The sequence below is a fragment of the Pseudomonas koreensis genome (genome assembly GCF_036668835.1).
GTDB lineage: Bacteria > Pseudomonadota > Gammaproteobacteria > Pseudomonadales > Pseudomonadaceae > Aquipseudomonas > Aquipseudomonas koreensis_I.
Map to the genome: position 1 here is coordinate 541,391 of NZ_JAZEVW010000003.1, position 15,389 is coordinate 556,779.

The window sequence follows — 15,389 nt, forward strand, 5'->3', positions numbered from 1 at the left end:
TATCCTTAGGCCGCCATTGGGCTCAGCTCAGAAATTGTTGCAGCAAGTCGTTGAGGAACAATTGTCCGCGCTCGGTGGCCGCCAGACGTGACGGTTCGACCTGCATCAGGCCGCTTTGTTCGGCCTCGCGCCGGCCTTCGGCAAGCGTGTCCAGCGACAGACCGGTGCGCTCCGGGTAGAGGCGTGATTCGACGCCGGCGGTCAGGCGCAGCGCGTTCATCAGGAAGTCGAACGGCAGCTCATCGTTGTTCAGGGCTTTTTCGCCGGCCTGGAAGTTTTTCGCCGGGTTGAGATAGTCCTTGGGCAGCCGGGTTTTCCAGGTACGCACAATGCGCCCGTCCGGGTGGCTGAGCTTGCCGTGCGCACCCGCGCCGATGCCGATGAAGTCGCCGAAGCTCCAGTAATTGAGGTTATGCCGCGCCGGTTTACCGGGCTGGGCATAGGCCGACACTTCGTACTGTGCGTAACCGTGCTCGGCCAGCAGCGCTTGCCCGGCCTCTTGAATGTCCCATAGCGTGTCGTCTTCCGGCAGCACCGGCGGCTGGTTCCAGAACACCGTGTTCGGCTCCAGCGTCAGCTGATACCAGGAAATGTGCGTCGGCTGCAGTTCGATGGCCTGGCGCAGATCGCTCAAGGCGTCGTCCAGTGACTGATCGGGCAGGCCATGCATCAAGTCGAGATTGAAGTTGTCGAACCCGGCCTGGCGCGCCATACCGGCGGCGCGCACCGCTTCGTCACCGTTGTGGATGCGCCCGAGCGCCTTGAGCTTTTCCTGCTGGAAACTCTGGATGCCGATCGACAACCGATTGATCCCGAGCTTGCGATAAGCGACGAACTTCTCTTGCTCGAAAGTGCCCGGATTCGCCTCAAGGGTGATTTCGATGTCGTCGGCGAACGGGATGCGCTGCTCGACGCCCTTCAACAAGCGCCCGAGGGCTTCGGCACTGAACAGGCTCGGCGTGCCCCCGCCAAAGAAAATCGAGGTCAGCTTACGGCCATACACCGCATGCAAATCCTGATCGAGGTCCGCGAGCAACGCGTCGACGTATTCTTGTTCCGGCAGCACGGGGCTGGCGGTATGCGAGTTGAAATCGCAATACGGGCATTTGCGCACGCACCACGGAATATGAATGTACAGCGACAGGGGTGGCAGCGTTGGCAGCGGCGCCCGGGGCGAGGAGGCGGCGCCGCCGACAATCAGCGACGACGCAGAAGCGTCACGGGTCATTGCAAACCCAGACGCTGGCGCAGCAGCACCATGGCGCGGGCGCGGTGGCTGATCTGGTTCTTGTCGGCCGGGCTCAGTTCGGCGCTGGACACGTCACGTTCCGGCACCCAGAACAGCGGGTCATAACCAAAGCCGTGTTCGCCGCTGGCAGCGGTCAGAATCCGCCCATGCCACAAGCCTTCGCACAGAATCGGCAACGGATCGTCAGCGTGACGCACCAGGGCCAGCACGCAGACGAACTGCGCGCCGCGCTCGGCTTCGGGCACGTCCTTCAGTGCATCGAGCAGTTTGGCGTTATTCGCCGTATCGCCCTTGCCGTCGGCGTAACGTGCCGAATAGATGCCCGGCGCACCGCCAAGGAAATCCACTGCCAGACCGGAATCGTCGGCCAGCGCCGGCAGCCCGGAAATACGTGCAGCGTTGCGCGCCTTGAGGATCGCGTTTTCGACGAACGACAGGCCGGTCTCTTCCGGCTCGACCTTGCTCCATTCGCCGATCGAGCGCAGTTGCACCGAGTCGCCGAGCATGGCCTGGAGTTCTTTGAGTTTGCCGGCGTTATGGCTGGCCAGTACGAGCTGCTTGATGTTCATCATTCGCCGGGAAAGAGTTCTTGGTTGAAATTGAGGGTGTTGATCTTGTCACCGTTCTGCACCTTGATTTCGAAGGTGCGGGTTTCCTGCTGCGGCACCGGATACTGAGCGATGTAGTAGATCGCGCCCTGTTCGGTCACCTGACGGAAATTCAGCGGCACGCTGTTGCTGGTCAGGTCCTTGACCGTGCCGGTGACACTGGCGATCACAGGTTTGCCGTCCTTGATCACCGAGACGTTGATCACGCCCTGGTTCTTGCTGCGGATCAGCTCGGCAGCCTTGGCGATATCCGGTTGCAGGTACGTCGAGTTGAAGGTGTTGTAGTACACCGTGACGTCGCCGAAGGTTTCCTTGCGCTCGCCCTTGATGACATCGGCCGCCAAGGCGCCGGCGCTCAGGCAGGCAGTCAATAACAAAAACGCTAGACGACTCATGTTCGTGCTCCTCGAATAACCGGCTCAGACCGCGACCTTGTGGTCGGCCAGCAGCGGGCTGCTGACCCGGTAGATACCGATTTCACCTAACAGATTAGGCCATAGCTTACTGGCCCACCCGTGGCGGTGCTGTTGATCCACGGCAAGCCGATCAATGACCTTGGCGTCACGTTCGCGGCACAGTTCTTCAAAGTCTTCGAATGTGCAGAAGTGAATGTTCGGCGTGTTGTACCAGGTGTACGGCAGGAATTCGGACACCGGCATGCGCCCCTTGCTCGCCAGGTACCAGCGGCAGCGCCAGTGGCCGAAGTTGGGGAAGGTGATGATGCACTGGCGGCCGACCCGTAGCATCTCGTCGAGGATCTTGTCCGGGTAGTGCACGGCTTGCAGGGCCTGGGTCATGACGACGATGTCGAAACTGTTGCTGGCGAAATTGCCCAGCCCCTTGTCCAGATCCTGCTCGATGACGTTGATGCCTTTGGCCACGCATTCGGCGATGTTCTCGGCGTCGTTTTCCAGGCCATAACCGGTGACTTGCTTGTTGTCGCGCAGCCAGCTCAGCAGCTCGCCGTTACCGCAGCCCAGGTCGAGGACGCGGCTGCCGGCGGGGATCCATTCCTGAATGATTTCCAGATCAGCTCTCATGGCTTTCTCACAGCGTGATGCGGTTCATGTAATTGCCGAACGCCTGCAAGTAACGCGGGATCGGAATCAGAAAGGCGTCGTGGCCCTGCGGTGCGTCGATTTCCAGATAACTGACGTCCTTGCGCGCGGCCATCAGCGCGTCGACCAGCTCGCGTGAGCGGGCCGGGGAGAAACGCCAGTCGGTGGTGAACGACATCACGCAGAATTTCGCCGTGGCGTTTTCGAAGGTTTTCGCCAGATCGTCGTTGAAGTTCGCCGCCGGATCGAAGTAATCCAGCGCCTTGGTCATCAACAGATAAGTGTTAGCATCGAAGCGTCCGGAGAACTCTTCGCCCTGGTAGCGCAGGTAGCTTTCGACCTGGAACTCGACACTGTGGAAGTCGTAGTTGAGCTTTTCGCTCTTCAGGCCGCGGCCGAATTTCTCGCCCATCGAGTCGTCGGACAGGTAGGTGATGTGCCCGACCATGCGCGCCAGCATCAGCCCGCGCTTGGGGATCACGCCTTGTTCCTGGAACGAACCACCGTGGAACTCCGGGTCGGTGAGAATCGCCTGTCGCGCCACTTCGTTGAACGCGATGTTCTGCGCTGACAGCTTCGGTGCCGAGGCGATGGCCAGGCAGTGACGCACGCGGTCCGGGTAAGTGATGGTCCATTGCAGCGCCTGCATGCCGCCGAGGCTGCCACCGATCACCGCCGCCCACTGGCCGATGCCGAGCAGGTCGGCCAGACGCGCCTGGCTGTGCACCCAGTCTTCTACGGTGAGCACCGGGAAGTCGGCGCCGAACGGCTTGCCGGTTTCCGGGTTGACGCTGCTCGGGCCGGTAGAGCCATTGCAGCCGCCGAGGTTGTTCAGGCTGACCACGAAGAACTTGTTGGTGTCGATCGGCTTGCCGGGACCGATGCAGCTGTCCCACCAACCGGGTTTGCGGTCGTCGAGGCTGTGATAGCCGGCCGCGTGATGATGGCCGGACAGCGCGTGGCAGATCAGCACGGCGTTGCTCGCCTGCGCGTTCAGCGTGCCGTAGGTTTCGTAGATCAGGTCATAGGCGGCCAGCGAACGACCACAGGCCAGCGCCAGCGGTTCGCTGAAGTGCGCGGTTTGCGGCGTCACCAGACCAACAGAATCGGGGGGAAAGGCAGTTGGCATCGACCCTGCTCTCGTTGAAATGAGGCGTAAGTCTAAAGACCGGGGGGAGTAGCGGCAAGCGGCCCTCTTCCTAACCCTCTCCCGGAGGGAGAGGGGACTGGCCGCAGCGATCTTCAGAGTGATGCTGGCCCGAGATATCGGGTCGACTCAGGCCTTGAAAACAACCTGATCGGCTCCCTCTCCCTCGGGAGAGGGCTGGGGTGAGGGGCGCAGGCGACGCTGACATCAAGACGACCGCCCATCCCCTTATCTCACATCAGCAAACGCAGAATCTCCGGCATCATCGTCATCGCCGCCAGATTGTTGATGACCAGCATGTCGATCAATTTCAGCGCGAGGAAGGCGAAGATCGGCGACAGGTCCAGACCGCCCAGATTCGGCAGGAAGCGGCGAAACGGTGCCAGCGCCGGCTCGCAGATCTGGTTGACCAGTTCAGCGCCCGGGTTGTGGCTGCCCGGTGCAACCCACGAAAGGATCACGCTAATGATCAGGGCGAAGAAGAAAATCTTCAGGAACAGCGCGGTGACGCCGATCAGCGACCAGATCAACAGTTGCAGCGGATTGCCGGTGGTGCCGTAGGTCAGCAACAGGGTCAGTGCCATCAGCAGCAGTTGCACGAGAATCGCCAGCACCAGCGACGACATGTCGAGGCCGAACAGGCTCGGGATGATCCGGCGCAAAGGCTTGAGCAGTGGCTGGGTAGCTTTGACCACGAACTGGCACAGCGGGTTGTAGAAGTTCGCCCGTACCAGTTGCAGAACGAAGCGCAGCAGCACGATCAGCAGGTACAGGCTGCCGAGGGTTTGCAGCACGTAAACCGCTGCGGTGTTCAATCCGATCATGAAAGGCTCCTTATTTGCCCAGTTGTTCGGCCATTTCGGCCGAGCGGTGCGCGGCGGCGCCGAGTGCGGTTTCGACCAGGGCCTCGAAGCCATTGGCCTGGAATGATTTGATTGCCGCTTCGGTGGTGCCGTTTGGCGAGGTCACACGGCGGCGCAGTTCGGCCGCGTCGACATCGCTGGATACTGCCATGTGCGCGGCGCCCAAAGCGGTTTGCACGGTCAGTTGCTCGGCGATTTCCTTGGGCAGGCCAAGCTTCACGCCGGCGGCGGTCATGGCTTCGATCAGCAGGAAGAAATACGCCGGGCCGGAACCGGACACCGCGGTCACTGCGTCCAGTTGCTGTTCTTCTTCCAGCCACAAGGCAATGCCGACAGCGGACAACAGCTCTTCGGCTTGCTGGCGCTGCTCGGCGGTCACTTCACTGGTCGCGTACAAACCGCTGACGCCCTGGCGCAGCAGCGCCGGGGTGTTGGGCATGCAGCGCACGATCGGCTGCTCGCCGAGCCAGGCCGTCATGCTCGCGCAGGTAATGCCAGCGGCGATGGACACCACCAGTTGATTGGATTTGAGGCTCGGGCGAATCGCCTCACAGACGGCTTTCATCGCTTGTGGCTTGACCGCCAGCACGATGACATCAACGCCGTCGATCGCTTGGGCGTTGTCGGCAAAGGTTTCGATGCCGTGTTCAGCGCTGACTTTGGCGCGGGTGTCTTCGCCCGGATCGCTGGCGCGGATCTGCGCCGCTTCCAGACCTTTGGCGCGCAGGCCGCCGATCAAGCTGGCCGCCATGTTGCCCGCACCGATAAACGCAATACGTGTGTTGCTCATGTGTGGTCCTTATCTGGAAACGTTCAAGACTGGGAATAATCTCGGGCGCCGAACAGCGCGGTTCCGATCCGCACCCAGGTGGCGCCTTGGGCAATGGCCGACTCGAGGTCGTGGCTCATGCCCATCGAAAGTGTGTCGAGCGGCAGGTCGAGGCTTGCCTGCAAACGCTGCACGGCAGCAAAGGCAGCATCCTGCTCAGCGCGATCGTCGGTTGGCTCGGGAATTGCCATCAGTCCGCGCAGTTTCAGCCGCGGCAGTGCGCTGATGGCTGCGGCCAGCGCTGGCAGGTCAGCCGGAGTGCAGCCGGATTTGCTCGCTTCGCCGCTGACGTTGACCTGAATGCAGATGTTCAGCGGCGGCAATTCGGCCGGGCGCTGTTCGGACAGGCGTTGAGCAATTTTCAGGCGATCCACGGAGTGCACCCAGTCGAAATGCTCGGCGATGGCGCGAGTCTTGTTCGATTGAATGGGGCCGATGAAGTGCCAGATCAAGGGCAGGTCGGCCAGCTCCAGCTGTTTGCCGAGGGCTTCCTGCAGGTAGTTCTCGCCGAAGTCGCGCAGGCCGGCGGCATACGCCTCGCGCAGGGCCTCGGCGGGTTTGGTCTTGCTCACGGCCAATAGCTGGACGCTGTTTTCGGCACGCCCGGCAGCAGCAGTCGCGGCCTGAATGCGTGAACTAACGAGGGCGATGTTGTCTGCTATCGTGGACATCAAGAGGCGCCGGCGGTCTGTAGGTTCGCGGCATTCTACTGGAATTGAGGGACGCTATGGATATCACTGAACTGCTGGCCTTCAGCGCCAAACAGGGCGCTTCCGACCTGCATCTGTCGGCCGGGCTGCCGCCGATGATCCGCGTTGACGGCGATGTGCGGCGGATCAATCTGCCGGCGCTGGATCACAAGCAGGTGCACGAACTGATTTACGACATCATGAACGACACTCAGCGGGTCGACTTCGAGAAACATCTAGAAACCGACTTTTCCTTCGAAGTCCCCGGCGTGGCGCGGTTTCGGGTCAATGCCTTCAACCAGAATCGAGGCGCCGGTGCGGTGTTTCGCACCATTCCCTCCAAAGTGCTGAGCATGGAAGACCTCGGTATGGGTGACGTCTTCCGCAAGATTACCGACGCACCGCGCGGGCTGGTGCTGGTCACCGGGCCGACCGGTTCGGGCAAGTCGACCACGCTGGCGGCGATGATCGATTATCTCAACACCCACCGCCACCATCACATCCTGACGATTGAAGACCCGATCGAATTCGTCCACGAATCGCGCAAATGCCTGATCAATCAGCGTGAAGTCCACCGCGATACCCGCAGTTTCGCCACCGCGTTGCGTTCAGCGTTGCGTGAAGACCCGGACGTGATTCTGGTCGGTGAGATGCGTGATCTGGAAACCATTCGCCTGGCGCTGACCGCTGCCGAGACCGGGCATCTGGTGTTCGGCACGCTGCACACAACCTCGGCGGCGAAGACCATCGACCGCGTCGTGGATGTGTTTCCCGGTGACGAGAAATCCATGGTCCGTTCGATGCTCTCGGAATCACTGCTGGCGGTGGTCTCGCAGACCCTGATCAAGAAAATCGGCGGTGGACGAGTGGCGGCGCACGAGATCATGTTGGGGACGTCGGCGATCCGTAACCTGATTCGCGAGGACAAGGTGGCGCAGATGTACTCAGCGATTCAGACCGGCGGGTCGCTGGGCATGCAGACACTCGATATGTGCCTGAAGGATCTGGTGACCAAGGGCTTGATCAGTCGCGAAAGTGCACGGGAGAAAGCGCGCACCCCCGATAATTTCTGAGGGGCTGTGGTGCGGCTGCCGGCCCCTTCGCGGGCAGGCTCGCTCCCACATGGATTATGTGTCGTTCACTAATCCTGTGGGAGCGAGCCTGCTCGCGAAGAGGGCGGTACTGCTGGAGCTAACTCTGGAGCAATCAGATCAGCGCTGGACTACACGCAACTGGCCTTGTTCCTTCGGCAATACCCGCTTGGCCACGACGTAGTGCTTCTGCCAGTACGGCTTGTTCAGCGTGTCGATGCTCACGGCTTTGCCACGGCGCGGGGCGTGGATGAAGCGGTCGTTGCCCAGGTAGATGGCAACGTGGTTGACCCGACGGCTCTTGATGTTGAAGAAGATCAGATCGCCCGGTTTCAGATCCTTGCGCTCGACTTTCTCGCCGTGACCGCTGGCCATGGCGTTGGAGGTGCGTGGCAGGTCGAACGTGGCATCGTTGAATGCGTATTTCACCAGGCCGCTGCAATCGAAGCCTTTACTTGGGCTGCTGCCGCCCCAACGATAAGGTGTACCGAGCACGTTCACCGCACGGCTGAGCACGTTGCTGCTTTCCTTGCTCGCCATCGGTGGCACCAGCTTGCTGTGGCTCTTGCTGCTCAGCGTGGTGGTTTTGCTCTTGCTGCTTTTGCTCGAAGGAGCCGAAGCATGGGATTTAGGGGTGAAGCCGTTGACGTTGGGAAGACGTTGCTCACGATTGGTGGCGTGGGCGGCCAGTGGCATTAACAGGCAGATGGTTAGCCATGTCTTGAAAAATGGTCGCATTAGGCGTGGCTCTTGAGTGATAGCGCGCAACTTTATAACAGCTTTTTTTGCCGCTCCGAGGCCGTTCATCGATTCATTCGGCTGGCTACGGAACCAAAAACGCTCAAAAAGTACGCAATTGTCCGACAGAAGTCAGGTTCTACAAGGGGTTCGCGCTAGCAACGGTAACATTTGCCATACGTCGGCTACCTGTAAAAAAGTCACAAAGAAATGAAGAATATTTATCTATCGAGTGCAATGAGGTCTTAATGAACAGCTATCAGCTACCCCGCGTGAAGGAAAAAGACACTCACAGCAAAGTCATCGGTTACCTGTTGTGGATCTTCGGTTTCACCGGTGCCCACCGCTTTTATTACGGCAAGCCGGTCACCGGGACGATCTGGTTTTTCACCTTCGGTTTGCTGGGGATTGGCTGGCTGATCGACGTATTTCTGATCCCGGCGATGGATCGCGAGGCCGACCTGCGTTTTGCAGCCGGGCCGATCGAATACAACGTGGCGTGGATTCTGCTGACCTTCCTCGGTGCGCTCGGCGTGCACCGGATGTATCAAGGCAAGTGGATCAGCGGGCTTGTGTACCTGCTGACCGGCGGGTTGTTCTTTCTGGGCGTGCTGTATGACTTCTGGACGCTGAACGATCAGGTGTCGGTGCGCAACGCGCAGAATCGCGGCGCCTTTCAGTAAGCCATCGCTGGCAAGCCCGCTCCCACAGGTTTCGGGGTAAACAGGGATTTGTGTTTTTACAAACCCCTGTGGGAGCGGGCTTGCCCGCGATTGAAGCGCCTCGGTATCAAGCCTGGTGCGTAATCCGCCCGTCCACCAGCGTATAGCGAACGACACCCGGCAGACTGTGCCCAATGAACGGGCAGTTCTCACCCTTCGACAGCCAGCCTTCACCGGCCACCGTCGAAGCTTGTGGATCGAACAGGACGATATCCGCCGCACCGCCCACCGCCAGTTCGCCCGCCGGCAAGCGCAGCGCTTCGGCCGGACCTGCGCTCAAGCGCGCGAGCAAGGTCGGCAGGTCGAGCAAGCCATCCGCAACCAGGGTCATCGCCAATGGCAGCAACAGTTCAACACTGCTGATCCCCGGCTCGGTCGCGCCGAACGGCGCCAGTTTGGCATCGCGCTCGTGGGGCTGGTGGTGGCTGGAAATCGCCGAGACCACGCCGGATTTCACTGCCTCACGCAAACCATCGCGGTCAGCGCGGGTGCGCAGCGGCGGCTGTACGTGATAGAGGCTGCTGAAATCGATCAGCGCTTCGTCGGTCAGGATCAACTGATACAGCGCGACATCTGCCGTCACCTTCAGGCCACGGGCCTGAGCCTGGGCGATCAGGGCAACGCCACGAGCGCTGGTCAGTTGGCTGAAGTGCGCACGCACGCCGGTCTGCTCGACCAGCAGCAGGTCGCGGGCGAGGGCTACGGTTTCTGCGGTTTCCGGAATCCCCGGCAGGCCGAGGAAACTTGCCACCGCGCCTTCGTGAGCCAGCCCGCCCTCGGCGAGATCGTGGTCCTGCGAGTTGAAAATCACCGTCAGGTCGAACGTCGCCGCATATTCCAGTGCCCGGCACAGGGTACGGGTGTTGCGGAAGCTTTCCAGACCGTTGCCGAACGCCACACAACCGGCGTCGCGCAGGGCTACCAGTTCGGCCAGTTGCTCACCGTCCAGGCCTTTGCTCAGCGCACCGATCGGGAACACCTTGGTGTTGCCGGCCTCGCGGGCGCGGTCGAGGATCAGCTCGGCCACTGCCGAGGTGTCGAGCACCGGTTTGGTCTGCGGGGGGCAGCACAGGCTGGTCACGCCACCGGCCGCGGCGGCGCGGGTTTCGCTGACGATCGAGCCCTTGCGGCTGTAGCCCGGCTCGCGCAGGGCGACGTTCAGGTCCACCAGCCCCGGCGCGGCAACCAGACCGCTGGCATCGATGGTTTCGACAGCCGTGAAACCGGCCGGCGCGGCGCCGAGGGCGACGATCTTGCAGGCTTCAACATGAATATCGGTGACTTGATCCAGCCCGCTGGCAGGATCGATGACACGTGCGCCGAGGATGCTGAGCTTCACTGGGCGTTCTCCTGCTCGAATTGACGTTGCGCGGTCTGCCCGCTCATGGCCATGGACAACACGGCCATGCGAATGGCGATGCCGTAGGTGACCTGATTGAGGATCACCGAATGCGGGCCGTCGGCCACGGCCGACTCGATTTCCACCCCGCGGTTGATCGGCCCCGGGTGCATGACGATGCAATCGGGCTTGGCCCCGGCGAGACGCGCGGTGGTCAGGCCGAACAGGCGGTAGAACTCGCCCTCGCTCGGCAGCAGGCCACCGGTCATGCGCTCACGCTGCAGGCGCAGCATGATCACTACGTCGACGTCCTTCAGGCCTTCGGTCATGTCGGTGTAGACCTTGACGCCGTACTGCTCGATGCCGATCGGCAACAGGGTCATTGGCGCGATCACACGGATATCCGGGCAGCCGAGGGTTTTCAGCGCGAGCATGTTCGAACGCGCCACCCGCGAATGCAGGATATCGCCGACGATCGCCACCGAGAGGTTTTCAAAACCGCCCTTGTGCCGACGGATGGTGAGCATGTCGAGCATGCCTTGCGTCGGGTGGGCGTGACGGCCGTCGCCGCCGTTGATGATCGCCACCTGCGGGCAGACATGTTCGGCGATGAAGTGCGCCGCACCGGAATCACCGTGGCGCACGACGAACATGTCGGCGGCCATGGCTTCGAGGTTGCGCAGGGTGTCGAGCAACGTTTCGCCTTTGCTCGCCGACGATGTCGACACGTTCAGCGTGATCACGTCCGCCGACAGCCGCTGGGCCGCCAGTTCGAAGGTGGTGCGGGTGCGCGTGGAGTTTTCGAAGAACACGTTGCACACGGTCTTGCCGCGCAGCAACGGGACTTTCTTCACCGCCCGGGCGCCGACTTCGAGGAACGAGTCGGCGGTGTCGAGGATTTCCGTCAACAACTCGCGGCGCAGACCGTCGAGCGAGAGGAAGTGGCGCAGCTGGCCCTGATCATTGAGCTGCAGCGGGCGCTTGGTATCTAGAGGCGTCATCGCGAAGGGGACTCTCAATAGGGCGGATTAAAGGGTCAGGTCTTGCAGTTCGAGGACCAGCGGCTCGGGGCCGGAGAGCTTCACGCGCTGGTGGGCGGCCAGCGTCAGGGTCGCGCCGACCACGTTCGGGCGGATCGGCAGCTCGCCGGCGTCCAGGTCCAGCAGGCAGACCAGGGTCACGCTGGCCGGGCGGCCGTAATCGAACAGTTCATTCATCGCGGCGCGGATGGTCCGACCGCTCATCAGCACGTCGTCGATCAGCACCAGATGTTGGCCTTCGATCTCGAAGGGCAGGGCGGACGGGCGCACTTGCGGGTGCAGGCCGTTCTGGCTGAAGTCGTCGCGGTAAAAGGAAACGTCCAGCGTGCCCAGTGGCGCATCGCTGCGCAGCTCCTTGAGCAGCGCCTGCGCGACCCAGATGCCGCCGGTGCGGATGCCGATGTAACGCGGTTCGCTGATGTCACGCTGGGCAAGGTGCGCCTTGAGGCGGGTCGCCATCTGGCTGATCAGATCGGCGGGATTGGGCAGGCTCATGGTTGCTCCTTCGTGAATCCGGGCCGCGTCCTGTCGGACAGGCCCGGTTTATAACCAAAAGAAAAGCGCCGAAGCGCTTGTCAGGATTCAAACAATGCGGTGTTTTCATCGAGCCAGCCCTGCAACAGCAGGGCGGCGGCGATGGCATCCACCGGGTTGTCGCGGTAACTGCCCTTCTGGCCGCCACGCACCAGGCGCTCGCCTTTGGCTTCGAACGTGGTCAGACGTTCGTCGTGGGTATAGAAGGGCAGGTTGTAGCGGCCATTCAGGCGTCGGGCGAATTTCTCTGCGCGCACACACATTTCGCTGGGCGTGCCGTCCATGTTCAACGGCAGGCCGACTACCACGGCGTCGGGTTTCCACTCCTTGATCAGCGCTTCGACCTGATCCCAGTTCGGCACGCCATTTTGCGCTTTCAATGTGCACAGCTCGCGGGCCTGGCCGGTAATCACCTGGCCGACCGCGACGCCGATCTGTTTGGTGCCGTAGTCGAAGCCGAGAATCAGGCGCAGGGCCATCAGGCGTGACCTGCCTGGCTGGTCAGCAGGTTCAGATCGATGCCCAAGTGCCGCGCCGCTGCTTCAAGGCGCAATTCGCTGCTGGTATTGAAGAGGATGTCGGCGTTGAACGGGCAGGTCAGCCAGGCGTTGTCAGCCATTTCGGCTTCCAGTTGTCCGGCTTCCCAACCAGCGTAACCGAGGGTGATCAGGCTTTTCGCCGGACCGACGCCGTCAGCGATGGCGAACAGCACGTCTTGCGAGGTCGACAAAGCCAGATCGCCATCGAGTTGCGCGGTGGCCTGAAAAGTCTGGCCGGCGGGATGCAGGACAAAACCGCGATCGGTTTGCACCGGACCGCCGATGAAGATCGGTACGTGCTGGCACAGTGCTGGCGGCTCGATGTCCGGACGCAATTGCTCGAGGATGTCGGCCAGATTCAACTCTTGCGGCCTGTTGACCACCAGCCCCATCGCGCCATTGGCCGTGTGCTCGACGATGTAGGTCAAGGTGTGGGCAAAGTTCGGGTCGGCCATGTGTGGCATGGCGATCAGGAAGTGATGCTTGAGGTAGCTGGGGCTGAGGTTTTTCATGTGCGCTAGTGTGGCGTCGAAGGGGCAAACTGACAAGCTGAGGATCAGAGAACAACGCAGATCAAATGTGGGAGCGAGCTTGCTCGCGAAGGCGTCAGGTCAGGCAACATCAATGGTGCATGTGCCGGCCTCTTCGCGAGCAAGCTCGCTCCCACAAGGGTTCTGTGGTGTGTCAGTTGCTGGAGAGTTTATCGCCGCGAGCAAATTTCCAGGTGCGGATGATTTCCAGACGATCGACATCCGACAGATCGCCGGTAAACGGCGCAAACGGTGCCGCCAGCCTGACGATTCGCTGCGCGGCCTGATCCAGCAGCGGCTGGCCGGAGGATTCCAGCACAAGCACTTCGTACAGAGAGCCGTCGCGGTTGATCGAGACCATCAGGCGCAGGTTGCCGTAGATCTGCTTGCGCCGGGCTTCTTCGGGGTAGTTGAGGTTGCCGATGCGCTCGACTTTCTTGCGCCAGTCGTCCTTGTACCAGGCGCCCTTGTCGCGCATGGTCGAGGCGGCGCTCAAGCGGTGGATGCGCGGGCGTTTGGCGTACAGCTGTTGTTCCTTGGCCAGTTCGGCTTCGAGGCTGGCGATGTCGCTGGACAGCTGCGAACTGTCGAATTCCGGCGCGTCGACGGTCGGTTTGACCTCGGTCTTGCGCTCTTCCTTCTTGGTCGGGGCCTTTTTCGGCTGCGGCGCGACGGTGGTCACTGCTGCCTTTGGCGCGGCCTCTGGGACTGCGGGCCTGGCAGCCGGTGGCGGAGTAACCTTCTTGACCTGATTGTCCTGGAATGGCGCCACTTCGGTGGTCTTGGGCAACGCCTTCTTGTCCAGCGTGCCGCTGCCCTCCTGGTTTTCCTGAGCGAGAAAATCAGCCTTTTCCGGCTTCTTTTCGCTCTTGAAAGTCGCGAGGGTGATTTCCAGGGTTTTGCTGATCTGTTTCGGCTCGACCATGCTGAAGCCGACACCGAGCAGCAGCGCCAAATGGATCAGCGCTGCCAGAAACAGGGTAAAACCGAGGCGATCGGCCGGGCGCACGCCACGATGGGCGAGTTCAGCGGGCAGATCGGACGGGAGCGTCATTACAGAAAAACCAACATCGCGTTTTCATGGGCCCGGCATGATAACGCAATGTTGGTTTTTAGCTGCAAGCTTGAAGCTTCAAGCGACAAGCTGCATAGGGGCAGCTGCATAGGGGCAGCTGCAAGTTTCTAGCTGCAAGCTGCAAGTTAACAGCTTGCCGCCTGGCTTCAAGCTTGAGGCTTGCGGCTCGAAGCTTGCAGCTTGCTTTCGATAGAATTCATGAGCATGCCGCCAATGTCGGTACCAAAGGCATTGTCGATTTCGCGGATGCAGGTCGGGCTGGTGACGTTGATTTCGGTCAGGTGCTCGCCGATCACGTCCAGACCGACGAACAGCAGGCCTTTCTCGCGCAGGGTCGGGCCGACCTGGGCGGCGATCCAGCGGTCCTTGTCGGTCAGCGGACGCGCTTCGCCACGGCCGCCGGCGGCGAGGTTGCCGCGGGTTTCACCGAGCGCCGGAATCCGCGCCAGGCAGTAATCCACCGGCTCGCCGTCGATCATCAGGATGCGCTTGTCGCCATCGACGATGGCCGGCAGGTAGCCTTGAATCATGATCTGCTGCTTGCCGTGCAGGGTCAGGGTTTCGAGGATCACCGAGAGGTTCGGGTGGCCAGCGGTGTGACGGAAGATCGACGAACCGCCCATGCCGTCCAGCGGCTTGAGGATCACATCGCCGTGATGATCGGCGAACTGGCGCAGCACGTCCGGGCGACGGCTGACGATGGTCGGCGGCGTGCACTGCGGGAACAGCGTGGCGAACAGCTTTTCATTGCAGTCGCGCAGACTCTGCGGCTTGTTTACCACCAGCACGCCGGCAGCTTCGGCCTGTTCCAGCAGATAAGTGGAATAGACGAATTCCATGTCGAACGGCGGATCCTTGCGCATCAGGATCACGTCCAGGTCGCTCAGCAGCTTGTCCTGCTCGGCGTCCAGCTCGAACCATTTTTCCGGGTTGGCGAAGACTTTCAGCGGCGCCATGCGCGCCCGCGCCTGACCTTCGGCCTGATACAAGTCCTTCTGTTCCATATAGAACAGTTCCCAGCCGCGCTTCTGCGCCGCCAGCAGCATGGCCAGCGAGCTATCCTTTTTATAGGAGATGCTGGCGATAGGGTCCATGACAATCCCGACGCGAACGCTCATTGGGTTTTCCTCGAAAATTGGCTACCGGATCGGTATTGAAAAAGTGCCGCCAGAGTGGCGCCGGGCGGGTTTTCGGTCAAGGAAAAACCCGTCGATAGATTGCATCTGGAGACTGTGCTAAAAAGGCTGGCAGAGCGCGCCGACCCTTGGGTATCAAGGGTTTGAGGCCATTATTGAGTGCAAAACGGACAAATTGATTCGCAAAGGCGACGGTAGAGCC

General features: G+C 61.3%; 18 protein-coding genes. 2 read left to right on the forward strand and 16 right to left on the reverse strand.

The window, feature by feature from the left end:
* Positions 1-22 precede the first annotated feature (22 nt).
* The 8 genes from hemW to V6F91_RS11745 form a co-directional block, all read right to left on the reverse strand.
* Positions 23-1,228, reverse strand: a complete 1,206-nt coding sequence (hemW, locus tag V6F91_RS11710) for a radical SAM family heme chaperone HemW (protein ID WP_332764504.1) — start codon at positions 1,226-1,228, stop codon at positions 23-25.
* A complete protein-coding gene (gene rdgB / locus V6F91_RS11715) occupies positions 1,225-1,821 on the reverse strand; it encodes an RdgB/HAM1 family non-canonical purine NTP pyrophosphatase (RefSeq protein WP_332764507.1) in 597 nt (198 codons plus the stop codon). The genes hemW and rdgB overlap by 4 nt, the downstream gene beginning before the upstream one ends.
* Positions 1,818-2,252 (reverse strand): DUF4426 domain-containing protein, encoded by a 435-nt coding sequence (locus tag V6F91_RS11720; RefSeq protein WP_332764508.1) that lies wholly within the window; start codon positions 2,250-2,252, stop codon positions 1,818-1,820. The genes rdgB and V6F91_RS11720 overlap by 4 nt, the downstream gene beginning before the upstream one ends.
* Positions 2,253-2,276: 24 nt before the next feature.
* Positions 2,277-2,897, reverse strand: coding sequence for a methionine biosynthesis protein MetW (gene metW / locus V6F91_RS11725; protein WP_332764510.1), 621 nt, complete (start codon positions 2,895-2,897; stop codon positions 2,277-2,279).
* Positions 2,898-2,904: 7 nt separating this feature from the next.
* Positions 2,905-4,044 carry a homoserine O-succinyltransferase MetX gene (gene metX, locus V6F91_RS11730; RefSeq protein WP_332764512.1) on the reverse strand — a complete coding sequence of 380 codons (1,140 nt, stop codon included), beginning with the start codon at positions 4,042-4,044 and terminating at the stop codon, positions 2,905-2,907.
* Between the two features lie 251 nt (positions 4,045-4,295).
* Positions 4,296-4,886: a YggT family protein gene (locus tag V6F91_RS11735; RefSeq protein WP_039757546.1), complete on the reverse strand. Its 591-nt coding sequence runs from the start codon at positions 4,884-4,886 to the stop codon at positions 4,296-4,298.
* Positions 4,887-4,896: 10 nt separating this feature from the next.
* Complete coding sequence (gene proC, locus V6F91_RS11740; protein WP_332764516.1) at positions 4,897-5,715, reverse strand: pyrroline-5-carboxylate reductase; 819 nt, start codon at positions 5,713-5,715, stop codon at positions 4,897-4,899.
* Between the two features lie 23 nt (positions 5,716-5,738).
* Positions 5,739-6,425: a YggS family pyridoxal phosphate-dependent enzyme gene (locus V6F91_RS11745; RefSeq protein WP_332764518.1), complete on the reverse strand. Its 687-nt coding sequence runs from the start codon at positions 6,423-6,425 to the stop codon at positions 5,739-5,741.
* Between the two features lie 56 nt (positions 6,426-6,481).
* On the opposite strand from V6F91_RS11745, the gene V6F91_RS11750 reads away from it, so the two are divergent.
* On the forward strand, positions 6,482-7,516 hold the full coding sequence (locus tag V6F91_RS11750; protein WP_332764520.1) for a type IV pilus twitching motility protein PilT: 1,035 nt from the start codon (positions 6,482-6,484) through the stop codon (positions 7,514-7,516).
* 138 nt (positions 7,517-7,654) lie between these two features.
* Here V6F91_RS11750 and V6F91_RS11755 read toward each other — a convergent pair whose 3' ends face one another.
* Complete coding sequence (locus V6F91_RS11755; protein WP_090287140.1) at positions 7,655-8,272, reverse strand: C40 family peptidase; 618 nt, start codon at positions 8,270-8,272, stop codon at positions 7,655-7,657.
* A gap of 248 nt (positions 8,273-8,520) precedes the next feature.
* Here V6F91_RS11755 and V6F91_RS11760 point away from each other — a divergent pair, with 248 nt between their 5' ends.
* On the forward strand, positions 8,521-8,955 hold the full coding sequence (locus tag V6F91_RS11760) for an NINE protein (RefSeq protein WP_090287138.1): 435 nt from the start codon (positions 8,521-8,523) through the stop codon (positions 8,953-8,955).
* 106 nt (positions 8,956-9,061) lie between these two features.
* On the opposite strand, the gene V6F91_RS11765 is transcribed toward V6F91_RS11760, so the two are convergent.
* The 7 genes from V6F91_RS11765 to gshB all read right to left on the reverse strand — a co-directional run bounded on the left by V6F91_RS11765 (position 9,062) and on the right by gshB (position 15,169).
* A complete protein-coding gene (locus V6F91_RS11765; protein WP_332764523.1) occupies positions 9,062-10,333 on the reverse strand; it encodes a dihydroorotase in 1,272 nt (423 codons plus the stop codon).
* Positions 10,330-11,334: an aspartate carbamoyltransferase catalytic subunit gene (locus tag V6F91_RS11770; RefSeq protein WP_332764525.1), complete on the reverse strand. Its 1,005-nt coding sequence runs from the start codon at positions 11,332-11,334 to the stop codon at positions 10,330-10,332. Before V6F91_RS11770 ends, V6F91_RS11765 begins: the two co-directional genes overlap by 4 nt.
* Before the next feature lie 27 nt (positions 11,335-11,361).
* On the reverse strand, positions 11,362-11,868 hold the full coding sequence (pyrR, locus tag V6F91_RS11775) for a bifunctional pyr operon transcriptional regulator/uracil phosphoribosyltransferase PyrR (protein WP_332764527.1): 507 nt from the start codon (positions 11,866-11,868) through the stop codon (positions 11,362-11,364).
* Between the two features lie 80 nt (positions 11,869-11,948).
* Positions 11,949-12,386 carry a Holliday junction resolvase RuvX gene (gene ruvX / locus V6F91_RS11780; RefSeq protein WP_016772738.1) on the reverse strand — a complete coding sequence of 146 codons (438 nt, stop codon included), beginning with the start codon at positions 12,384-12,386 and terminating at the stop codon, positions 11,949-11,951.
* A complete protein-coding gene (locus tag V6F91_RS11785; protein ID WP_332764530.1) occupies positions 12,386-12,958 on the reverse strand; it encodes a YqgE/AlgH family protein in 573 nt (190 codons plus the stop codon). The genes ruvX and V6F91_RS11785 overlap by 1 nt, the downstream gene beginning before the upstream one ends.
* 172 nt (positions 12,959-13,130) lie before the next feature.
* Entirely contained in the window at positions 13,131-14,030 is a 900-nt protein-coding gene (locus tag V6F91_RS11790; RefSeq protein ID WP_332764532.1) for an energy transducer TonB, read from the reverse strand.
* A 167-nt stretch (positions 14,031-14,197) separates the two neighbouring features.
* Entirely contained in the window at positions 14,198-15,169 is a 972-nt protein-coding gene (gene gshB / locus V6F91_RS11795; protein ID WP_332764534.1) for a glutathione synthase, read from the reverse strand.
* Positions 15,170-15,389: the final 220 nt, after the last annotated feature.

What these genes read in the sequence shown, in the direction of transcription:
- hemW (WP_332764504.1), bottom strand. Translation starts at nt 1,228, where the DNA reads ATGACCCGTGACGCTTCTGCGTCGTCGCTGATTGTCGGCGGCGCCGCC.
- rdgB (WP_332764507.1), bottom strand. Translation starts at nt 1,821, where the DNA reads ATGATGAACATCAAGCAGCTCGTACTGGCCAGCCATAACGCCGGCAAA.
- V6F91_RS11720 (WP_332764508.1), bottom strand. Translation starts at nt 2,252, where the DNA reads ATGAGTCGTCTAGCGTTTTTGTTATTGACTGCCTGCCTGAGCGCCGGC.
- metW (WP_332764510.1), bottom strand. Translation starts at nt 2,897, where the DNA reads ATGAGAGCTGATCTGGAAATCATTCAGGAATGGATCCCCGCCGGCAGC.
- metX (WP_332764512.1), bottom strand. Translation starts at nt 4,044, where the DNA reads ATGCCAACTGCCTTTCCCCCCGATTCTGTTGGTCTGGTGACGCCGCAA.
- V6F91_RS11735 (WP_039757546.1), bottom strand. Translation starts at nt 4,886, where the DNA reads ATGATCGGATTGAACACCGCAGCGGTTTACGTGCTGCAAACCCTCGGC.
- proC (WP_332764516.1), bottom strand. Translation starts at nt 5,715, where the DNA reads ATGAGCAACACACGTATTGCGTTTATCGGTGCGGGCAACATGGCGGCC.
- V6F91_RS11745 (WP_332764518.1), bottom strand. Translation starts at nt 6,425, where the DNA reads ATGTCCACGATAGCAGACAACATCGCCCTCGTTAGTTCACGCATTCAG.
- V6F91_RS11750 (WP_332764520.1), top strand. Translation starts at nt 6,482, where the DNA reads ATGGATATCACTGAACTGCTGGCCTTCAGCGCCAAACAGGGCGCTTCC.
- V6F91_RS11755 (WP_090287140.1), bottom strand. Translation starts at nt 8,272, where the DNA reads ATGCGACCATTTTTCAAGACATGGCTAACCATCTGCCTGTTAATGCCA.
- V6F91_RS11760 (WP_090287138.1), top strand. Translation starts at nt 8,521, where the DNA reads ATGAACAGCTATCAGCTACCCCGCGTGAAGGAAAAAGACACTCACAGC.
- V6F91_RS11770 (WP_332764525.1), bottom strand. Translation starts at nt 11,334, where the DNA reads ATGACGCCTCTAGATACCAAGCGCCCGCTGCAGCTCAATGATCAGGGC.
- pyrR (WP_332764527.1), bottom strand. Translation starts at nt 11,868, where the DNA reads ATGAGCCTGCCCAATCCCGCCGATCTGATCAGCCAGATGGCGACCCGC.
- ruvX (WP_016772738.1), bottom strand. Translation starts at nt 12,386, where the DNA reads ATGGCCCTGCGCCTGATTCTCGGCTTCGACTACGGCACCAAACAGATC.
- V6F91_RS11785 (WP_332764530.1), bottom strand. Translation starts at nt 12,958, where the DNA reads ATGAAAAACCTCAGCCCCAGCTACCTCAAGCATCACTTCCTGATCGCC.
- V6F91_RS11790 (WP_332764532.1), bottom strand. Translation starts at nt 14,030, where the DNA reads ATGACGCTCCCGTCCGATCTGCCCGCTGAACTCGCCCATCGTGGCGTG.
- gshB (WP_332764534.1), bottom strand. Translation starts at nt 15,169, where the DNA reads ATGAGCGTTCGCGTCGGGATTGTCATGGACCCTATCGCCAGCATCTCC.